At 66.1% G+C, this 19,703-nt stretch carries 23 protein-coding genes and 1 tRNA gene; 16 read left to right on the forward strand and 8 right to left on the reverse strand.

Annotated elements, in window-relative coordinates; all coding sequences use genetic code 11:
* Window positions 1-135 precede the first annotated feature (135 nt).
* Complete coding sequence (locus AC6IW9_RS18420; RefSeq protein ID WP_497765879.1) at window positions 136-369, forward strand: hypothetical protein; 234 nt, start codon at window positions 136-138, stop codon at window positions 367-369.
* A 141-nt stretch (window positions 370-510) separates the two neighbouring features.
* The gene (locus AC6IW9_RS18425; protein WP_497765883.1) at window positions 511-633 is read left to right on the forward strand and encodes a hypothetical protein; all 123 of its coding nucleotides are present in this window, start codon (window positions 511-513) and stop codon (window positions 631-633) included.
* A gap of 1 nt (window position 634) precedes the next feature.
* On the opposite strand, the gene AC6IW9_RS18430 is transcribed toward AC6IW9_RS18425, so the two are convergent.
* From AC6IW9_RS18430 to AC6IW9_RS18445, 4 genes are all read right to left on the reverse strand, one after another.
* Entirely contained in the window at window positions 635-919 is a 285-nt protein-coding gene (locus AC6IW9_RS18430; RefSeq protein ID WP_497765886.1) for a hypothetical protein, read from the reverse strand.
* A 181-nt stretch (window positions 920-1,100) separates the two neighbouring features.
* The gene (locus tag AC6IW9_RS18435) at window positions 1,101-1,346 is read right to left on the reverse strand and encodes a hypothetical protein (protein WP_497765890.1); all 246 of its coding nucleotides are present in this window, start codon (window positions 1,344-1,346) and stop codon (window positions 1,101-1,103) included.
* Window positions 1,347-1,477: 131 nt separating this feature from the next.
* On the reverse strand, window positions 1,478-1,900 hold the full coding sequence (locus AC6IW9_RS18440) for a hypothetical protein (protein ID WP_497765893.1): 423 nt from the start codon (window positions 1,898-1,900) through the stop codon (window positions 1,478-1,480).
* A 170-nt stretch (window positions 1,901-2,070) separates the two neighbouring features.
* Window positions 2,071-3,198 (reverse strand): tyrosine-type recombinase/integrase, encoded by a 1,128-nt coding sequence (locus AC6IW9_RS18445; protein WP_497765896.1) that lies wholly within the window; start codon window positions 3,196-3,198, stop codon window positions 2,071-2,073.
* A gap of 146 nt (window positions 3,199-3,344) precedes the next feature.
* On the opposite strand from AC6IW9_RS18445, the gene AC6IW9_RS18450 reads away from it, so the two are divergent.
* Window positions 3,345-3,413, forward strand: a tRNA-Arg gene (locus tag AC6IW9_RS18450).
* 439 nt (window positions 3,414-3,852) lie between these two features.
* Here AC6IW9_RS18450 and AC6IW9_RS18455 read toward each other — a convergent pair.
* A complete protein-coding gene (locus AC6IW9_RS18455; protein WP_497765900.1) occupies window positions 3,853-4,209 on the reverse strand; it encodes a hypothetical protein in 357 nt (118 codons plus the stop codon).
* A 204-nt stretch (window positions 4,210-4,413) separates the two neighbouring features.
* Between AC6IW9_RS18455 and AC6IW9_RS18460 the strand changes: the two genes are divergently transcribed.
* Window positions 4,414-5,040, forward strand: coding sequence for a MarC family protein (locus AC6IW9_RS18460; protein ID WP_497765903.1), 627 nt, complete (start codon window positions 4,414-4,416; stop codon window positions 5,038-5,040).
* Window positions 5,041-5,122: 82 nt separating this feature from the next.
* Here the strand turns inward: AC6IW9_RS18460 and AC6IW9_RS18465 are convergent, their stop codons facing one another.
* Window positions 5,123-5,587, reverse strand: coding sequence for an Hsp20 family protein (locus AC6IW9_RS18465; protein WP_497765906.1), 465 nt, complete (start codon window positions 5,585-5,587; stop codon window positions 5,123-5,125).
* A gap of 246 nt (window positions 5,588-5,833) precedes the next feature.
* On the opposite strand from AC6IW9_RS18465, the gene AC6IW9_RS18470 reads away from it, so the two are divergent.
* The 8 genes from AC6IW9_RS18470 to AC6IW9_RS18505 all read left to right on the forward strand — a co-directional run bounded on the left by AC6IW9_RS18470 (window position 5,834) and on the right by AC6IW9_RS18505 (window position 14,169).
* On the forward strand, window positions 5,834-6,235 hold the full coding sequence (locus tag AC6IW9_RS18470) for a hypothetical protein (protein ID WP_497765909.1): 402 nt from the start codon (window positions 5,834-5,836) through the stop codon (window positions 6,233-6,235).
* Between the two features lie 64 nt (window positions 6,236-6,299).
* Complete coding sequence (locus tag AC6IW9_RS18475; protein WP_497765912.1) at window positions 6,300-6,797, forward strand: RNA polymerase sigma factor; 498 nt, start codon at window positions 6,300-6,302, stop codon at window positions 6,795-6,797.
* A 78-nt stretch (window positions 6,798-6,875) separates the two neighbouring features.
* Entirely contained in the window at window positions 6,876-7,814 is a 939-nt protein-coding gene (locus AC6IW9_RS18480; protein WP_497765915.1) for a FecR family protein, read from the forward strand.
* Between the two features lie 193 nt (window positions 7,815-8,007).
* Complete coding sequence (locus tag AC6IW9_RS18485; protein ID WP_497765918.1) at window positions 8,008-10,551, forward strand: TonB-dependent receptor; 2,544 nt, start codon at window positions 8,008-8,010, stop codon at window positions 10,549-10,551.
* A 110-nt stretch (window positions 10,552-10,661) separates the two neighbouring features.
* Window positions 10,662-12,635, forward strand: coding sequence for an excinuclease ABC subunit UvrC (gene uvrC, locus AC6IW9_RS18490; protein ID WP_497765921.1), 1,974 nt, complete (start codon window positions 10,662-10,664; stop codon window positions 12,633-12,635).
* 158 nt (window positions 12,636-12,793) lie between these two features.
* Window positions 12,794-13,414, forward strand: a complete 621-nt coding sequence (pgsA, locus tag AC6IW9_RS18495; protein WP_497765923.1) for a CDP-diacylglycerol--glycerol-3-phosphate 3-phosphatidyltransferase — start codon at window positions 12,794-12,796, stop codon at window positions 13,412-13,414.
* The gene (moaD, locus tag AC6IW9_RS18500; RefSeq protein ID WP_497765926.1) at window positions 13,411-13,662 is read left to right on the forward strand and encodes a molybdopterin converting factor subunit 1; all 252 of its coding nucleotides are present in this window, start codon (window positions 13,411-13,413) and stop codon (window positions 13,660-13,662) included. The genes pgsA and moaD overlap by 4 nt, the downstream gene beginning before the upstream one ends.
* A gap of 48 nt (window positions 13,663-13,710) precedes the next feature.
* On the forward strand, window positions 13,711-14,169 hold the full coding sequence (locus tag AC6IW9_RS18505) for a molybdenum cofactor biosynthesis protein MoaE (RefSeq protein ID WP_497765928.1): 459 nt from the start codon (window positions 13,711-13,713) through the stop codon (window positions 14,167-14,169).
* 26 nt (window positions 14,170-14,195) lie between these two features.
* Here AC6IW9_RS18505 and AC6IW9_RS18510 read toward each other — a convergent pair whose 3' ends face one another.
* Window positions 14,196-15,281 (reverse strand): transglycosylase SLT domain-containing protein, encoded by a 1,086-nt coding sequence (locus AC6IW9_RS18510; protein ID WP_497765930.1) that lies wholly within the window; start codon window positions 15,279-15,281, stop codon window positions 14,196-14,198.
* A gap of 221 nt (window positions 15,282-15,502) precedes the next feature.
* The gene (locus tag AC6IW9_RS18515) at window positions 15,503-15,964 is read right to left on the reverse strand and encodes an outer membrane protein assembly factor BamE (RefSeq protein WP_497765932.1); all 462 of its coding nucleotides are present in this window, start codon (window positions 15,962-15,964) and stop codon (window positions 15,503-15,505) included.
* Window positions 15,965-16,185: 221 nt separating this feature from the next.
* Between AC6IW9_RS18515 and AC6IW9_RS18520 the strand changes: the two genes are divergently transcribed.
* From AC6IW9_RS18520 to AC6IW9_RS18535, 4 genes are all read left to right on the forward strand, one after another.
* Window positions 16,186-16,791, forward strand: a complete 606-nt coding sequence (locus AC6IW9_RS18520; protein WP_497765934.1) for a YceD family protein — start codon at window positions 16,186-16,188, stop codon at window positions 16,789-16,791.
* Between the two features lie 189 nt (window positions 16,792-16,980).
* Complete coding sequence (plsX, locus tag AC6IW9_RS18525; RefSeq protein ID WP_497765936.1) at window positions 16,981-18,063, forward strand: phosphate acyltransferase PlsX; 1,083 nt, start codon at window positions 16,981-16,983, stop codon at window positions 18,061-18,063.
* Window positions 18,060-19,049 (forward strand): beta-ketoacyl-ACP synthase III, encoded by a 990-nt coding sequence (locus AC6IW9_RS18530; protein ID WP_497765939.1) that lies wholly within the window; start codon window positions 18,060-18,062, stop codon window positions 19,047-19,049. Before plsX ends, AC6IW9_RS18530 begins: the two co-directional genes overlap by 4 nt.
* Window positions 19,050-19,311: 262 nt before the next feature.
* On the forward strand, window positions 19,312-19,695 hold the full coding sequence (locus AC6IW9_RS18535; RefSeq protein WP_497765942.1) for an integration host factor subunit alpha: 384 nt from the start codon (window positions 19,312-19,314) through the stop codon (window positions 19,693-19,695).
* Window positions 19,696-19,703 lie beyond the last annotated feature (8 nt).

Raw genomic sequence — 19,703 nt, forward strand, 5'->3', positions numbered from 1 at the left:
TATCCTCGACGCTCTCGACACCGTTATTGCCTCGCACCCGCCAGAGGATCGCCCCTCGCGCCCTGACCTGATCCGCACTATTTTGCGGGAGTGGTTGATTTCTAACGGATATTTGCGAGAAGAGGATCGAAAGCCGTGAGCCTTGTTCACAATGAGAGGGTCAAGCTGCTCGCTACGGCCCTCAACACGGCGGCAGGCTCATCCTTCACCGTTGGGGTCCTCGCGCCGATTGCAGCCGCGTTCTACAATGTCAGCGGAACAGCCGGCGTCCCGCTCCTCACCATCGTCGCCGGTGCCGCCATTTGGCTTTTGGCCGCAGCGGCGCTACATTTGGCCGCTAGGCGGGTTCTCGGAGGATTGAAGGAATGACCGGGACACAGCTTTTCGCTTTTGTAATCCTGCCCATCGTTGTCGCGGCCCTCGGGTGGATTGTCGCGCTCGCCGCAGAGCGATACGGCCAGAATCATTAATGGCCGCCGCCGCCATCCGCTATCTGCCGGCCGCGCACCAATGACCGACGACATCGATACCCTCTTCGCGGAGATCAGGTCCGACCTGCGCATCATGAGGTGGATGCTCGTAGCCACGATCGCGCTCTCCATGGCCGTGGCCTGGAAGGTGTTCTGCTGCTGACTCACAGCCCGCTCGGATCGAAGCCTTGCTCTTGCATTTGCCGCACGACGTCGGCGCGATCCATTCCGTTGGCGATCATTTCCTGCGCCTTCGAAACAAGCCCCGCCGGAGCCGGTTTCAGATTGCTCGGCGCGCTCTTCTCCGCCGGCTTCTGCGGCGTCCCGCCGGCCGGCGCAGGCTTTCCCGACGCGAACGCCTTGAAGCTCTCATAGGGGCTCGGCAGAGCCTGAATCTTCTGGCGCAGCTCGGGGTCCAGCTTTTTCAGCTCCCTACGCGCACGAGCCACGCTCTCGATGGCGAACGCCGCCCAGCCGACGCGAATGAAGCGACGCGCAATTGCACGAGCGCGAATTGCGTGGACATCAAATGGCAATTGGTCTACGAAACTTTCGTCAGCAATTGCAGCGCATGACGACGAATTCGAGCCCCGGGCCGTCACCAGCGGACCCGGGGTTTTGCGTCCGCCATCAGGCCACTTTCACCACCCTGCCAGCGAGTCGTCGCCCGATCGTGCGGCGACCGAAACCCAACTCTTTCGCTGCGTCGCCGGCGTTCACGAGTTCCTCGCGTTCCGGGCCCGGCAAAGGCTCGCCGGGCTTGACGACTCCGGCGGCGACGAGCACGCCACGCTTGTAAAGTTCGAGATCGTGCCGGCGGAAAAAGAGCCGCCCGCGAAGACGGATCGGCGTAGGGAAGTCAGGAATATTGGACATTGGAGCCCTCGTCTCGATTTGACGAGGGCAGGATGGCGCACTCAGTAGCGCAGTCACAATGCAGTCAATTCGATTAATTGACTACCGAAGTGAAAATTATATTTATTTTCAATATATTATTGCTCGCTAAGTTAGCGCGTCTCGCCCAGCTCTCGGTTTGCGCGCTCGGCCTCTTCAATTTCACGCGCTATCCGGTCGTATTCTTCCATCGGCTTCAAATAATTCTCTCTAAGCATTTTCGGTGAAATGTTTATCTCCGGACGAAGCGCCAGTAGCTTCTCGGCAGAAATATAACCCGGATTGTCATCAACTATTTTTCTTATTTTATTAAACATATCCCAGTCTATTTGTGATGTAGGATTTCCGCGATTTCGCCTTTTTGCAGTCAATTTGAATGGAGTTCGTTTATTTGCGTCCAGCATGTCAGCGATAAAGTTCGCCAATTCAGCATCTAAATCACCGCTCCGCAGCCTGCCTATGAGGCCATCTCGCAACTTTTCCGACGATTTGCACAATGCCGTGGAAAAAGTGACTTCTGGTGGTAGTTTCGCCATGGTTCAACCCCTTGCCTTTGCCAGCTGGATGACATTGCTGGCAGCCGGCGCGCCCGTCACGATCGCGTCGACGCGTGCGGCCCATGCATCGAGCGCTCGGCGCATTTCGTCCGCATAGGAATGCCGCTGATAAACGGCGACGATCCCGGCGAAGGAGCCCGAGACATGGTTCAGCAGCGCTCGACGACATGCAGCTCGACGCCGATCGCAGCCATGCCGGACGCCGCGCTTCGGCGGATATCGTGCAGCGTCCAGGCAGAAGGCGCTTCGACTTCCTTGACGTTGTCGCCCCGCTCGCTCGCGGCCTTGCGCAGCGCCTCGAGGATCGCAGCGTCAAGGCGATCCTTCGCCCGGCTGAAACCAGACGGCGCCGTCTCGCCCGGCGAGAAAACGAAATCTGTTTCGCCCTTCTTTCGCGTGAAGCGGGGCAAGCCCTTCAAGATTGAAACGGCCGCGTCCGACAGAGGCACTTCGTGCGCGCGGCGGTTCTTCGATCGCTCGGCCGGGATGCGCCAAAACGCCTTTTCGAGGTCCAGCTCGCTCCAAATCATCCCGCCGACTTCGGACTTGCGCTGTCCTGTCAGCATAAGGAGCCGCGTGATCGGCCCGAACGGAAAACCGATCGTCCCGGCCGCATTCCAGACGAGGAGCAGTTCGTCCGCGGAGAGTACACGGTCGCGTGATTGCTCGCTCGACGGCGGCTTGACGCCCTCACAAGGGCTGCGCTCGATAATTCCCCGCTCGACGGCCCAAGCGCACATCTTCCGCAGTTGAGCGAATGTTCGATTCGCGCCGACTGGCGCGCCGCGGTCGACTATAGAGTCGAGTAGATCGCGCACATCCGAGCGCGTCACATCGGCGAGCCGACGCCCTTTCCATCTCGGCACTACGTCCTTGTCGAGCAGCCGCTTCGTCTCGCGCCAATCGCGTGTTTTCACCTTGGCGTGGCGATCGATGAATTGCTCGGCGACACGCTCGATGAGGTCGGTCTCGCGCGCCTTCTCTTCGCGCGCTGCGGCCTTCTGTTCAATTTTTTCAACCGCCGGGTCTACTCCACGCGCCAATTTCACCGCGGCTTCCTGCGCCAACGCGCGGGCCGTGCCGAGCGCGATTGCCGGATACGCGCCGATCGTCAGTTTCTTCGGCTTGCCCGCGAACCGATAGCGCCAAGCCCACGACCGAGCCCCGCTCGGTTGAAGCTGAAGGTAGAGCCCTGGGATTTTCCCGTCCGGCACTTCGCGCCGCGTCGAGCTAGGTTCGAGGCTTTTGATCCCGATCTTGGTCAGTGCCTTCGCCATGCGCTACCCCGTTACCCCGCAATCCTTCAGGGTAACGGAAAATGCCCGTCTGGCGCTGTTCCCCGCGTCTTGGACATTACCAGACAATCGCACATCATGCAATAAATACTTGGGCATTTTCGATTACGGATGTCCGGACTTGTCTGCTCGCGTCTCGGGACAACAACGGTTTCCTAAACCGTAGGTCAAGGGTTCGAATCCCTTCCGGGAGGCCACAATGTAGAGCGCGGCGAACCCGCCGGAACTGCCGCTCGATCGAGCTCAGACGGGAGCGATAGGCGGGAATGAAATGCAGTTCTAACCGTCTCCCGGCTGCGCGAGCCACTCTTGCACGAGAACGGCATGAGCGATGAGCCCCGAGCGGGCTCTCACAGACGACGCCGAATTCGCGTTCGATATAGGGCGCCGGCCTCGCACGCGGATCGCGGCAATTCAGTTGCGCCAAGCCGAGAGCGATAGGGACCGACGAGAGAAGCCGCGGCGTGGACGTGGCCGCGCGTCCTCCCGTCACTGCGTCGGCGTGCGCTCGCGCCGTCGGATCGATCTCGAGGCGCCGAACGCGCCCGACAATCGCAGCGCGCTCAAATCCGTCGTCGCCAATCTCGTCGACAACGCCCTGCGCGCCGAGCCCGAAGGCGAAAATCGCCGCGCGGGTCAGCGAATCTGCAGGTTCCGCTCGATCGACGCCAGCTTCTCGGGCAGGCCGGCCACCGTATCCGCGAGCGCCGCGGCGAGCAGGCTCTCAGCCACGTCGTGCTTGCATTCGTCGAGCAGATTATCGAGCGCGACGTAGGAATCGTCGATGATCGGCCGCGCCAGCGCGGAGGCCGCATGCGTCGAGACATTGCGCGCGATGAGGTCGAAGCGCGCCTTGGTCGGCTCGGGCAGCATGGAGAGAACCGCGCGCTCATAGGCGCCGTCGAACATGTCACGCAAAGAAAGAAGGGCTCGCGTCAAGCGATAGAGCTCGATGACCTCGAGACTGTCGGAGTTCGGCAAAAATCTTTCCATGTCGCAATCTCTTTTCGTCGCTAAGGAACAAGCGCGCGCGACTTGACCGCGACAGCTGGCGGTTGTCAAGCGGCTTGCTCCATTCAAATTACCCGGCGTCCGGCGCCCGGCCCTCGCCCCCGGCGGCGCGTCTCTTGCTTCGATGGCGCCCGCCCTCCCGGCGCCCTATCTGCCGCCTCGCCGCCATAGCGTCCGGAGGCCGGATTGGACACAGATTATCTCGTTTCGGCCTTCGTCACCCTGCTCGTCGTCGTCGAGCCGCTCGGCCTCGCGCCGGTGTTCGTCTCGGCCACTTCGGGGCTCGGCGCCGCGATGCAGAGGGCCGTCGCCTTTCGCGCCTCAGTCTATGCGCTCGCCATTCTGGCCGGCGCGGCGCTCATCGGCCAGCGGCTGCTCGGCGCCATGGGCATATCCCTCCCCGCCTTCCGCATCGCCGGCGGCTTCCTCTTGTTCTCGATCGGCTCGGAAATGGTGTTCGGCGTACGGCTGCAGCGCGACTCCAAGGCCGCGGAAAAGGCGCTCGCCGAACATGTGCACAACATTGCCGCCTATCCGCTCGCCATTCCGCTGATGGCCGGGCCGGGCGCGATCACCGCCACCGTGCTGCTCGCCGGGGACGCCCGTGGGAACGTCGCCATGCTGGCGACGCTCATCGCCGTCATCGCCGCGATCATGACGATCTGCTTCGTCTTCTGCCTGATCGCCGGCCGGGTGGCGCAATTCTTCGGCACGGCCGCCAATCTCGTTCTGACCCGACTGCTCGGCGTGCTGCTCGCCGCTCTCGCGGTGCAATTCGTCGCCGACGGCGCCGGCGCCCTCTTGGCCAAGTGAGCGGCCGAGCGAGCGCGCATACGCAAAAAAGACGTCCCGCATGCGGGACGCCTCGTCGAACGGTCCTCGAAGGGAGAGCCGCTCAGGCGGCTCGCGCCTCGACCGTCTGCATCGGCGCGCCGCCGCCGATCTCGATGCGCCGCGGCTTCTGCGCCTCGGGGATCCGGCGCACGAGGTCGACATGCAGCAGGCCGTTGGCGAGGCTCGCCTCGGTCACGACCATATGGTCGGCGAGCTGAAAGCGCCGCTCGAAGGCCCGCGCGGCGATGCCCTGATGCAGAACTTCGCGCTTTGCGCCCGCCGGCTCGGCGTGCTCCTTGGCGCCCTTGATGGTGAGCGTGTTCTCGCGCGTCTCGATCGAGAGATCCTCCCGCGCGAAACCGGCCACCGCCAGCGTCACGCGATAGTCGTTCTCGCCGGTGCGCTCGATATTATAGGGGGGATAGGCGGAGGCCGCATCCTGCGTTCCGACCTGATCGAGCAGGGAGAAGAGGCGGTCGAAGCCGACGGTCGAGCGGTAGAGCGGCGAAAGATCGAAGTGACGCATGATATAGTCCTCCATTGGAAGCGACATGTATGGCGCGATCGGGATTGCGGTCCCCGCTCGCGCCGGGGAGTGAGCGCGTCCATTGCGGCCCGCGCGGTTCTCGATGTGGGGGGCCGCCCAGCGCCGTGCAAGAGGGCGCGCGCGGCCAGGTCGCAGGTGTCGCATTTTTGTGACGGCGCGGGGATTTTTGTTCCGACGCGACCTCGGGCGTTGACGGGCAAATCCTCCCCGCCCTAGGCTGCCCGAATGGCGACGTCCTTGTCAGGCGGATGGTTCTCCCGGCGCATGCTGCTCGCGGCGCTCGGGATGGCGCTGCTCGGCCTGCAGATGCTCGCGACGGTTCCGGCGGCTCGCCACGCGGCCGTCATGGCCGCAGGCGCCTCGGCGCTCTGCGAGCCGCATACCGACGACCGGGCTCCCCCGCCGGCGCGCGAGGACCACGCGCCTTGCTGCCTCTATTGCGCCGCCGGCCGCGACGGGCCGCCCCTGCTGCTCGCCGATCTCGCCGAAGGCGAGGCGCAGCCCCCCGCCGCCTCTCCATTCTCCCGCCTCGCCTATGACGTGGACGACGGGCCGAACGGCCGCCCCATCGGTTGGGCGAGCTCCTGGTCGTCGCGCGCGCCGCCTCTGGCCCGACGCCGCGCCTAAAGCGCGAAACGTCGCCTCGAGGAGTCCGGGCGGAACGCCCGGCGGACGCCGACGGATGTCGCCCATGTCCGATAGCAAATTCAATTCGATCCGCGAGCTGTTCGCGCGCTCGCGATGCGATCTCATGCGGCTGCTCGTGCGCCGGGTCGGCCACGACGACGCGCCTGATCTGCTTCAGGAGACGTTTCTGCGCGTGATGCATCGCGAGGCGGAAACGATCATCGACCCCGGCGCTTATCTCCGCCGCACCGCCGTCAATCTGGCGATGGATTTTTCGCGCCGCCGCCGGCTCGAGACCAAGCTCTTCGTCCCGGAGGACGCGGCGCCCGAAGCGCCCTCGCAGGACGCTTCCGCCGAGCAATCGCTCGAGGCCGGCCGGCGCGCCGAGCTGCTCACGCGAGCGATCGCGTCGCTGCCGCCCAAATGCCGCGAAGTGTTCGTCATGCGCATGCACGAGGAGCTGCCGCAAGACGAGATCGCCCGCCGTCTCGGCATATCGCGCAATATGGTCGACCGGCATTTACGCATCGCCATCCGGCGCTGCCGCCAGTCCGTGAGCTAGATTTTTGTCGCGCGAACATCCCCGCCCGAGAGGCTCGATCGTCTGAGTAGAGTGACAGGCGTAGCGACGAACGGCCGAATGAACGAAGAGAACGACAGGAACGAAGAGCCGGACCTCTACGACGCGGCCGCCGCCTGGTGGGTGCGACGCGACGCGGGCCCCATCTCGCGGGCGGAGGAGCGGGCGTTCACGGCCTGGCTCGCCGCCGATCCGGCCAACGCCGCCGCCTATGAGGAGATCGCCGCTTTGTGCGGCGAGGTGCGCGCGCTGCGCCCGCGCGTCGTGGCGGCGAAAGCGCGCCCTCGCCAGCGGCGAATAGTCGTCGCGATGACGGCGCTCGCCGCTTCGTTCGCTTGTGTCGCCGCATTCGACCAGCTGGCGCTCGCATGGCGCGCCGACGCGCGAACCGGCATCGGCGAGACGCGCGTGATTCGCCTCTCCGACGGCTCGCGGGTGACGCTCGCCGGCCGATCGGCGATCACCATCGATTACCGCGAACGGCGACGCTCCATTACGCTGCTCGGGGGCGAGGCTTTCTTCGAGGCGGCGCCGGACGCCGAGCGCCCCTTCGTCGTCACGGCGGCCGGAGCGAGCGTGACCGCTCTCGGCACGGCCTTCGACATCGCGCTCGACTCCTCCGGCGCACGCGTGAGCGTCGCCGCGCACGCGGTCTCGGTGGAGAGCGGCGGCCGCGCGACGCGCGTGGACGAAGGAAGCCAGACCGCCTTCGTCGAGGGCGCGCCGGCGAGTGCGCCTTCCCCTGTCGCTGTCGACGATCTCACGGCCTGGCGACGCGGTCGGCTCATCTTCGTCGACCGGCCGCTCGGCGAGGTCGTCGACATTCTCGCGCGCTATCACCGCGGCCATATCGTCGTCGCAAGCGACGCGCTGCGGCGCCTGCGCGTCACCGGCGTGTTCGACGCGAAGGATCCGATCGGCGCGCTGCGCGCGATCGAAGCCTCGCTCGGTCTCGACGCCATCCACCTCACCGACTATCTCGTGCTGCTGCGCCGATGAGACGGATCGACGCCTTGCGCGCGCGAGACGCTGCGACATTTTTTCACGCTTCCGGCACGCGAATTTTTTCGGCTCGCACATGCGTGTTTTTTGCCTTCGCTCGTCTGAGACGGGAGAGGGACTGCTTCGTCCCGACGAAGGAAGTGGAGAACGACGAATGGCGCGGCGCAATTCTCGTCCAGAGTGTGGCGGCATGGGCGCGACGGCTCTCGCAACGGCGCTGAGCGCCTTCTTCTTCGGCGCCGACGCGCCGGCGGCGGCGCATATCGCCATTCCCGCCGACGAACTGTCGGCGGCGATGAAATCCTATGAAATTCCCGCGGGCTCGGTGACGGCGGCGCTCAATCGTCTCGCCGACTCCAATGGCGCGCAGCTCGTCTACAAATCGCGTCTCACGCTCGATCTCGCGACGAAAGGCGTCATGGGCCGATACACGCTGGAGGGAGCGCTGGACAGGCTGCTCGCCGGCACGGGCCTGCGCTATCGCCTCGACCGCAAGGGCTCGAGCGTCGCCATCGTGCTCGCGCAGAACGACCTGGTCGTCAGCGACGCGGGCGCGACCCCGCTGCCGCCGATCGACATCGCCGCCGAACGACGTGGGCGCAACGCGAATGCGAAAGGGCTCTCGAGCCCGCTGCACTCTTCCGAGCTCCCCGAAGAGAAGCTCTATACGGCGCGCCCGACGGCCAGCGACACGGCGCAATTGCTGAGCGAGGCGCCGGGAGTCGGACTTTATGAAGCGGGCGGCGTGTCGCGGCTGCCGTCCTTGCGCGGCCTCGCCGACGATCGCATCAAAATATTGCTCGGCGGCGGCGAAGTCACATCGGCCTGCGCCAATCACATGAATCCGCCGCTCTCCTACATCGACCCGAACAATGTCGGAAAGATCGAGGTGCTCTCGGGCGTGACGCCGGTCAGCAAGGGCGGCGATTCGATCGCGGGCACGATCATCGTCGAGCCGAAGGCGCCCGTCTTCGCCGGACAGACGGTTCCGACGCCGCAGGGACTGTCTCCCTGGAAAAGCGACAAGCTCGTCGCATCGGGAACGATCTCGGCCTTCTGGCGCAGCACCAACAACGGGATCAGCGTGTCGGGAACGGCGAACGCCGCGACCGAGCATTTCAGCCTGCTCTATAATGGCGGCTACACGCGCGGGACCGATTATCACGCCGGCGGCAACGGGCCGAAAGTGCTCTCGACCAGCTTCATCGCCGAAAATCATTCGGCGACGCTCGCCTATCAGAACGAAGGACATTTGTTCACGCTGCAGGGCGGCTATCAGAACATTCCCTATCAGGGCTTCGTCAATCAGCGCATGGATATGACCGGCAACCGCGCCTATTCGGCGAACGCCGGCTACAAGGGCGCGTTCGAATGGGGGCGGCTCGAGGCCAGCGCCTATTGGCGGCATGTCTCGCATATGATGGGCTTCCTCTATGACAAGCAGCCCGCCGATATGCCGATGAAGGCTTCCGGAACCGACTACGGCTATTCGATCAAGGCGGAAATCCCGCTCGGGCCGAGCGATCTCCTCCGCATCGGCAACGAGTTCCACGGCAACCATCTCGACGACTGGTGGCCGCCCGTCGCCGGCAGCATGATGATGGGGCCGAACACCTATTGGAACATCAATGGAGGCCAGCGCGACCGCGTCGGAACCCATGCCGAATGGGAGGCCGAATGGACGCCGCAATGGTCGACGCTGCTCGGCGTGCGCAACGATGTCGTGTGGATGAACACGGGCGATGCGCAGGCCTATGATCCGCGCGATCCGATCCCGATGGACATGGGCATGGGCATGGGCATGGGCATGGGCATGGGCATGGGCATGATGATGGGCATGGCCAATCCGGACGCCACTGCGGCGAAGCGCTTCAACGCCCGCGACCATCGCCGCACCGACGTCAATTTCGACATGACGGCGATGGTGCGCTATCGGCCGGACGAAGAGAGCTCCTATGAACTCGGCTATTCGCGCAAGACGCGCTCGCCCAATCTCTACGAGCGCTACGCCTTCGGCGTCGGCGGCATGGCGAGCAGCATGGTCGGCTGGTTCGGCGACGCCAATGGCTATGTCGGCAATCTCGATCTGAAGCCGGAAGTCGCGCATACGGTGAGCGTCACCGCCGCCTGGCGCGATCCGGGCCAGGACTGGGAAGTGAGGGCGACGCCCTATTTCAGTTTTGTCGAGAATTTCATCGACGTGGACCGCATCGGCGGCTTCACCGACAAGAACGGCGGCTGGTTCCCCATCCTGCAATTCCGCAATCACAAGGCGCAGCTCTACGGCTTCGACCTCTCCGGCCGCGCCAAGCTCTACGAGACGCCGGAGATCGGCCGTTTCGATCTCTCCGGCGTCATTGGCTATGTCTATGGCGAAAACCTCGACCGCGGCGACGGGCTCTATCATATCATGCCGCTCAACGCCCGCTTCGCGCTCGAGCACAGGCTGGGCGGCTGGAGCAGCGCCGTCGAGGTGCAGGTGGTCGACAGCAAGACTCATGTGAGCGTCGCGCGCAACGAGTGGCGGACGCCGTCGTATGCGCTCGTCAATCTGCGCTCCGCCTACGACTTCGGAACCGTGCGCGTCGATCTCGGCGTCACCAATCTCGGCGACGTGCGCTATTACTCCCCGCTCGGCGGATTCGACTATGCCGGCTACAAGAGGACGAGCGTTCCCGGCCCGGTTCCCGGCCCCGGCCGCACCTTTTTCGCGGGCGTGACCGTGCGGTTCTGAGCCCCGGAGCGCTCCCCCTTCCCTTCGGAATCCCCGAGGGGAGTCGGAGCGCCGTAAAGCCCAGCGCTTCGCGCTTCCCATTCGCGCGCGCGGCGCATAAATCTGCGGGCATGAGCGACGACAAGCCCGACCTGCCCGACACTCTCGACGAGGAGGAAGACCTCGGCGCGGAGAGCATGCCGGCCGAGCTCGACGCAGAGGTCGCCGAGAGCGCGCCCGAGAGCGTGAAGCGCGGCGTCGCGGTCATCAAATCCTATTGGAGGAACGCCCCCAACGGCCCGGGCGTCTATCGCATGATCGCCGAGAACGGCGAAGTGCTCTATGTCGGCAAGGCCAAGAACGTCAGGAAGCGCATCGCGAGCTACACGCGCCTCGCCGGCCATGTGAACCGCATCGCGCGCATGATCTCGGCGACCGCCTCGATGATGTTCATCTCGGTCGAGACCGAGACCGAGGCGCTGCTGCTCGAGATCAATCTCATCAAGCAGATGAAGCCGCGCTTCAACGTCTTGATGCGCGACGACAAGAGCTTTCCCTACATCCTCGTCGCGCGCGACCATGAAGCCCCGCAGATCACGAAACATCGCGGCGCGCGGGCGCGAAAGGGCGATTATTTCGGCCCCTTCGCCAGCGCCGGCGCGGTGGGGCGCGCGCTCAACGCGCTGCAGCGCGCCTTTCTGTTGCGCTCCTGCACGGATTCCTTCTACGAGAACCGCACGCGCCCGTGCCTCCTCTATCAGATCAAGCGCTGCGCCGGACCCTGCACCGGCGAAATCTCGATCGAGGATTATTCGGTGCTGGTGCAGGAGGCGCATGATTTTCTCACCGGCAAGAGCCGTTCCGTGCGCGAGCAGCTCGCGAGAGAAATGACCGGGGCGGCGGAACGCCTCGAATTCGAGCGCGCGGCGCGGCTGCGCGACCGCATCTCGGCGCTGTCGATGATCCAGGGAACGCAGGGAATCAATCCGCGCGGCGTCGAGGAGGCCGATGTCTTCGCCATCGCCAAGGAGGCCGGGCGCTTCTGCATCGAGGCCTTCTTCTTCCGCGCTTTTCAGAACTGGGGCGACCGCGCCTATTTTCCGCGCGCCGATCAGAGCCTTTCAGAAGAAGAAGTCCTCGGCTCCTTCGTGGCGCAATTCTATGGCGAGCATCCGCCGGCGCCGCTGGTGCTGCTCTCCCATGCGATCGAGGATCGCGAGGTGTTGGCCGAGGCTCTGTCCGGCAAGCTCGGCCGCAAGGTGGAGGTGGCGACGCCCCAGCGCGGCGAGAAGCGCGAGCTCATCGACCATGCGCTGACCAACGCCAGGCAGACGCTCACGCGAAAGCTCACCGAGGATGCGAGCCAGGAGAAATTGCTCGCCGCGCTCGGACAAATGTTTGGCATGGAGAAGCCGCCGCGGCGCGTCGAAGTCTACGACAATTCCCATACGGGCGGACAACAGGCGATCGGCGCGATGATCGTCGCCGGGCCGGCGGGCTTCATGAAGACGCATTACCGCACCTTCAACATCAAAGGCGCGGAGATCACGCCCGGCGACGATTACGCAATGATGCGCGAGGTGCTGCGGCGGCGCTTCGCCCGCATCGCCAAGGAGGCGGAAAAGGAAGAGACCGCCGACGCCTTTCCGACGACGCCCGACCTCGTGCTGATCGACGGCGGGCGCGGCCAGTTCGACGCGGCCAGAGCAGTCGCGGCCGAGATCGGGCTCGAGGGCGTGACCCTCGCCTCCATCGCCAAGGGCGCCGACCGCAACGCCGGCCGCGAGACATTCTTCGTCGAGGGACGGGAGCCCTTCCGCTTGCCGCCCCACGATCCCGCTCTCTATTTCGTCCAGCGCCTGCGCGACGAGGCGCATCGTTTCGCCATCGGCACGCATCGCGCGCGGCGCAAGAAGGAATTCGCCAAGAACCCGCTCGACGAGATCCCCGGAATAGGGCCGTCCCGCAAGCGCGCGCTGCTGCTCGCCTTCGGCACCGCCAAAGCCGTCGCCGGAGCCGCGCTCTGCGACCTCGAGAAGGCGCCTGGGATCAACAAGGCGACGGCGCGTCTGGTCTATGACCATTTCCAGCGCGGCGATGCTTAAATTTTGCGCGGGGCGCGAGACCGGGAGCGGGCGGAACAGAGCAAACGGGTGCTTTTACCGAGATTTCCCGCCGAACGGCCCGCAGCCGACCCGCCGACCGGAGCGCTGGAGGACGCGGCGCGACGGAGTCTCGTCTATTGACAAGGGAGGCGCTCGCCATGTTCCCTCCGGGCATGACTTCGACGGCCATACCTCCGCCGCGCCGACGGCACGCCTTCTCCCTGCCGAATATCCTCACCTATGGGCGCCTGGTCGCGGTTCCCGTCGTCGCCGGGCTGCTGCAATGGCCCGACGAATTGTGGATGCGATGGACGGCGCTCGGCGTCTTCGCCGCCGCTGGCGTCACCGATTTCCTGGACGGATATCTGGCCCGCGCCTGGGCGCAGCAGTCTTCGCTCGGGGCCATGCTCGATCCGATCGCCGACAAGCTGCTGGTGGCGGCGACGCTGCTGATGGTGGTCGCCGACCAGACCATCGCGGGCTGGACCATCTGGGCGGCGATCATCATCCTGTGCCGCGAGATCCTCGTTTCCGGCCTGCGCGAATATCTCGCCCAGCTCAAAGTGCCGGTGCCGGTCTCGGCCATCGCCAAATGGAAGACGACGCTGCAGCTCGTCGCGCTCGGCTTCCTGATCGCCGGACGGGCGGGCGAGATCGTGCTGCCGGGCACGGTGACCATCGGCTGCGCCCTGCTGTGGATCGCGGCCGTTCTCACGCTCTACACGGGCTTCGACTATATGCAGGCCGGCTGGGTCCATATGGGGGACGAGGACGGATGAGAGCGCTCTATTTCGCCTGGGTGCGCGAGCGCGTCGGCCGCGCCGAGGAGGAACTCTCCCCTCCTCCGTACGTCGCGACGATCGGCGAGCTGATCGACTGGCTGAAGACGCGCGACGAGACTTACGCCCACGCCTTCGAGAACGCCGCCGTCATCCGCGCGGCCATCGACAAGGCGCACGCCCGCCATGACGCGACGATCGCGGGAGCGCGGGAAATCGCTTTTTTTCCGCCGATGACGGGAGGATAGGCGAGTAGCGAATGGACTATTCGCTACTCGCCACTCGCTATTCGCGTCATGACCCCTACCCTCCGCATCCAATCCGCTCCCTTCGACCCGGCCCATGAGGCCGCGCTGATCGAGGCCGGCCGCCGCGACATCGGCGCGATCGTCTCCTTCACCGGGCTCTGCCGCGACGAAGGCGGGACGCTCGCGGCGCTCGAGCTCGAGCATTATCCGGGCATGGCGGAGGCGGAGATCGCCCGCGTCGCCGAGGAGGCGCTGGCGCGCTGGCCGCTGCAGGCGCTGACCGTCGTCCATCGTCATGGCCGCATTCGGCCCGGCGAGAAAATCGTGCTGGTGATCGCCGCCGCCCGCCATCGCGGCGAAGCTTTCGCGGCGGCGGAATTCCTGATGGATTATCTGAAGACCAGAGCGCCCTTCTGGAAGAAGGAGCATCACGCCGACGGTTCGGCCGGCGACTGGGTCGAGGCCAGGGCGAAGGACGACGCGGCGGCCGAGCGCTGGAGCAAATGAAAAAGGCGGCCCGCAGGCCGCCTTCATTATTCCGTGAACGCCAGGGCGCCGTCCGGCAATTGCTCCTCGACGCCTCTGTAGCGGCTCGAGCGCTGGCCCATCATCGCCTCGAAGGCCTCATGCACTTCGCCGACGGACTTCGGCTGCATCTTCTTGCCTTTGCGGGCGTAGAAGATCGGCTTGTTGGCCCGTGCGGGCCTCGGCAGGAGCTTCGCCGCCGGCGTCTCCGGCGCCTCCTCGACCGTCTGCATGAAGCGCGCGGCGTCGTCGGGCCCGAGGAAGTGGATCAGATAGGTCTCGCCCGCCGTCAGCGGCCGTCCGATGCGCTCGGCGATTTTATCGCCGTCATATTTCAGCATCTCGGCGGCGAGCGCGGCGGAGAGATAAGGGTCGTTGCGCATGGCGAGGATCGCGGTGCGCTTCTGCGGAGCGACGCGCAGATCACCGCCCTTGACCTCGATCGCTTCGGCCGCCTCCTGCTGGCCGTGGCGCCAGCCGAACATGCGCACGGCCTTGAGCCAGGTCGAGTCGATGAACTGGAACAGGCCGCTCGCCGAGGAGGTGCTGGCCTTGGCCTTGGGCGAAAAACTCGATTCCTTGTCGGCGATGGCCATCAGCAGCGCCGGGTCCGAGCCGGTGGTTTTGGCCGCGTCCACGACATGCTCCACGATGGCGCGCGCGACGCGCACCGGTCCGAACTGGAGGACGCCCGAGCTCTCGGCCTTCGCTTCCGTCCGTCCTGTCGACGACCAGGCGCGGACCGCGTCGCTCGCCGAAAAATCGGCGTCGAGCGCCACGTCGTCCTGTTTCGCGACCTTCATCGGCGTCGTCGACGCGCCGCGGCCGCGCGCGGCCATGTCGCGGCCGGAGCGCGACGCAGCCGTCTTGGCGGTCGGACCGACATCGGGCGCCGAGAACAGAATGGCCGCCAGCGCGCAAGTCGAGGCCGCTGCGACGGCCAGGGCGCGAAGGAGCATGGGGGCCGAACGGCCCGCGCCGAGAAACGGCCCGTCCGCCGCGGCGCGGGCAATGAGAACTCGAAGAAAGCGCGGCTGCTTCGGCGCAGACGCTTCCAGGCCGCGAGCGGCAGGAGCAATCGCCTCGTAAGTCACTCTGTTTCGTTCCTCTCCTGTTGTCGGGACGGGAAGGAACGCTAGCAGGGGCGAGGGGCGAAAAATCGGCCGCGTGCGTCATGCGCGCGTCACAATCCGCACGCGCGCCACGGCGCGCCGAAGCCTTGCAAAGCAAGGCTCGAACTACGTACGGGCTCCCGGCTGCGGCGACGGCGCCACAATCGCGCCCCGGGTAGTTGCTGTGAAGCCCACGCTCTTGGTCAGAAGCTCAGCAGCTTGGCGAACATGCTGCGCAGGAACTGGAACTCGGCGCCTGCGCTCGGGGTCGTGCGGGTGAGGAAGTCCACCACCTTGCCGTCCTTCAGCCCATAGTCGGCGAGGCGCTGAACATTCTTGGACTTGTCGAAATAGACGGCGAAGATGCGCTGGTCGGCGACCTCCTGCGGCATGAAGGCGAGCTGGCGCTCGAGCCGCTGGCTCACATAGTACCAGGCGTCGCCGCCGACGGTGGAGGTCGTCGAAGGCGTGCCGAGCAGCGCCAGCACCTGCGGCGCCGGCATGCCGACCTTGATCTGAGCGACCTTGCGCTCCTCGATCACGGCGCCGCGATTGATGACGCCGTCATAGCCGAGGCAGCCGGCCAGCGTCGCCGCGAGCACGGCGACGGCCGCGACGCGCCGCGCGCGAGTGGGAAGGACGACGCGCGAATTCTCCGACGCCATATCGATCTCCGCCCTGCGCCTCGTCGCCGAGGCGAGCCCTCTTGGAAAGAATGATTTGCCGATGCCTACCCTTCGCCTGGAGCGAAAGCAAGCAGCCGCGCCCACGGAGGGGGGCCGATGTTCTTTCCGCCCGCTCGATGGCTGGAAAAAGGCGAAGCTTGCAGCAGAGCGCGCGCGCACGTCTATATTCCACCCAGAGACGACGACGAGAGGAGCGGCCGATGACGCATGACGAGGACCAAGGGCGGGAGTCGGCCTTCTCCAGGCCGCTGGCGGCGGCGGACGTTCCCGAGGAGGGTTTCGATCTCCACATTGCCGCGCGCCCCGACGAATGCGCCGCGCTGGCGGCGGCGGACGGCCTCGCCGCTTTGACGCGGCTCGAGGCCGATCTGCGCGTTCGGCGCGAAGACGCCGGCGGATTGCGGGTGCAGGGCGAGCTCCGCGCCGACCTGCGTCAGACCTGCGTGGTCTCGCTCGACGAGTTCGACGCGACGCTCGTCGAGCCGATCGACGTCGCTTTCGCTCCGGAGCCGGCGCCGCGCCTCCTTTCCGAGCCGAGCCGCCGCGCGCGACGCGCGGCCGATCCCGACGATGCGGGACCCGGCCGCCATTTCGTCGATCTCGAGGAGGACGAGCCCGATCCGCTGATCGACGGACGAATCGATCTCGGCGCGATCGTCGCCGAATTTCTGGCGCTCGCGCTCGACCCCTATCCGCGCAAGCCGGGCGCGAGCTTCACGGCGCCGCCCGCGGAGGGAAACGCCGCGCCCGCTCGCTCGCCCTTCGCCGGGCTCGGCGAGGCGCTGCGCAAAGGCCGCGGCAACTGAGGAAATGCCTTGCGCCGGCGCGGCGCAAATGGCAAGTCGTTGCCGCCGACGCGGGGCGACGGGCGGCCGGCTTGCTTCCCCGCCCGCGTCCGAGCGGCCGCTCGACGTTCGTCGATGAGCGACGCCGACAGCGACGCCTCCCACGGGCCGCTCGCTCGGATCCCGCAACAAGCCAGGAGTGGATGAGGAATGGCGGAGCCCATTCGGATAGCGCTCGACGCCATGGGCGGCGATTTCGGTCCGGCGGTCACCGTGCCGGGCGCGGCCCTCGCGCTGGAGCGCCGGGGCGACTGCCGCTTCCTGCTGTTCGGCGACGAGGCGGCGATCCACGCCGCGCTCGCCGAACATCCGCGCCTCGCCGCGGTTTCGAGCGTTCGCCATTGCGACGTCGCCATCCGCATGGACGACAAGCCGAGCCAGGCGCTGCGCGCCGGCCGCCGCGTCTCCTCCATGTGGCAAGCGATCGACGCGGTGAAGAAGGGCGAGGCCGACGCCGCCGTTTCCGCCGGCAACACCGGCGCGCTGATGGCCATGGCCAAGATCTGCCTCCACACAATGGCGAACATCGACCGGCCGGCGCTGGCGGCCCTCTGGCCGACGGCGCGCGGCCAGTCGATCGTTCTCGACGTCGGCGCCTCCATGGGCGCGGACGCCAAGCATCTCGTCGACCTCGCCATCATGGGCTCGGCGATGGCGCGCGTGCTGTTCTCCGTCGAGCGGCCGACCGTCGGCCTGCTCAATGTCGGCGCCGAGGAGATCAAGGGCGTCGACGAGGTGAAGGGCGCCTCGCGCGCGCTCAAGGAGGCCGATGTCCCGCATCTCGACTATCGCGGCTTCGTCGAGGGCGACGAGATCGGCAAGGGCGTCGTCGACGTCGTCGTCACCGAAGGCTTCTCCGGCAATATCGCGCTGAAGACCGCCGAAGGCACGGCGCAGCAGATCACCGATTATCTGCGCGAGGCGATCCGCCGCTCATGGCTCGCCAAGCTCGGCTATCTGCTGGCGAGGAGCGCCTTTCGCGAGCTGCGCGACAAGCTCGACGTGCGCAATGTGAATGGCGGCGTCTTCCTCGGGCTCGAGGGCGTCGTCATCAAGAGTCATGGCGGGGCCGACGCGCATGCTTTCGCGCGCGCCGTCGAGATCGGCTATGAGATGGCGCATCAGGGGCTGCTGACGAAAATCCGCGACACGATGGCGGTCATCACCCACGACACGCCCGTCGCTCGGAACGAGGCTCCGATCTCCTCCCCTCCCCGGGAAGCCGCGCAGTGACATCCACGCTCTCTCCCTTGCGGTCCGTCGTCCTCGGAGTCGGCTCCTATCTGCCCGAGCGCGTGCTCTCCAACGAGGAGCTCGCGACGCTCGTCGACACGAGCGACGAGTGGATCGTTCAGCGAACCGGGATCAAGGAGCGGCGCATCGCCGCGCCGGGCGAGACCACCTCCCTGCTCGGCGAGCGCGCCGCGCGCGCCGCCCTCGCCGATGCGGGCCTTTCGCCCGAGGACGTCGATCTCATCGTCGTCGGCACATCGACGCCCGACTACACCTTTCCCTCGACCGCGACGCAGATCCAGGCGGCGCTGGGCATTCATCACGGCGCGGCGTTCGATCTGCAGGCCGTTTGCTCGGGATTCGTCTTCGCTCTGGCGACGGCGGACAAGTTCCTGCGCTCGGGCTCGCACATGCGCGCGCTCGTCATCGGCGCCGAGACCTTCTCGCGCATCATCGACTGGACCGACCGCACGACCTGCGTCCTGTTCGGCGACGGCGCCGGCGCGATCGTCCTGGAAGCGCGCGAGAGCCGGGGCTCGATGGACGAACGCGGCGTGCTCACGACGCATCTGCGCTCGGACGGGCGTCATCGCGCCAAGCTCCATGTCGACGGCGGCCCGTCGACGACTGGAACGGTCGGCCATCTGCGCATGGAGGGCAAGGAGGTGTTTCGCTTCGCCGTCGGGCAGGTGACCGACGTCGTGGTCGACGCCTTCGCCGCGACCGGCTACACGGCGAAAGATCTGCAATGGTTCGTGCCGCATCAGGCCAATCGCCGCATCATCGACATGTCGGCGGCCAAGCTCGGCATCGCTCCCGGGAAGATCGTCGCGACCGTGCATCTGCACGGCAACACCTCGGCCGCCTCCATCCCGCTCGCGCTCTCCGTCGCGGCCGGGGACGGACGCATCCAGCGCGGCGATCTCGTGATGCTGGAGGCGGTCGGCGGCGGCTTCACCTGGGGATCGGCGCTGATCCGCTGGTAGCTGCGCGCGCATGCGCGACGTTCGACAGCTCCCGGGCGCAGTCGCGCGCCGGGCCTAACCGCGGCGCGCGCCTGCACCCGGCGCTTGATTTCCTCCGTTCTTTCTGAAAAATAACCGAATTGAGTTTATCGCCTCCTCGCCCACGCGACGTCTTGCCCGCCGATTGCGGTCGAAAGCGACGAACCCTTCTCGCGCGACGGTTGTCACAAAGGACCATCTCCCGCTTGTTATTGATGTTTTCTCCGTATCGATAAGGCCTAACATGTCGCAGAAGCTTTCCGAGAAAGGGGCCCCGACGATCGACGCGCCGCCCGAAGAGCCGCTGGCGGACGCGTCGCCGCGCACCATCACGCGTGCGGACCTCGCCGACGCGATCCATCGCCGCATCGGCCTGTCCCGCGCGGAATCCGCCGAATTCGTCGAGACGGTGTTGGCGGAGATTTTTCAGGCCATTGTCTCGGGCGAGGATGTGAAGCTGTCCTCTTTCGGCGCCTTTCATATCCGCTGGAAGAACGAGCGCGTGGGCCGCAATCCCAAGACGGGCGCCTCCGCCCCGATCTCGGCGCGGCGGGTCGTGATGTTCAAGGCCTCCAACGTCCTTCGCGCGCGCATAAACGGCCATCGGCCGATCGGCAGGAAGAGCTGATCTCCCGT

It is taken from the genome of Methylosinus sp. shoA, assembly GCF_059718125.1.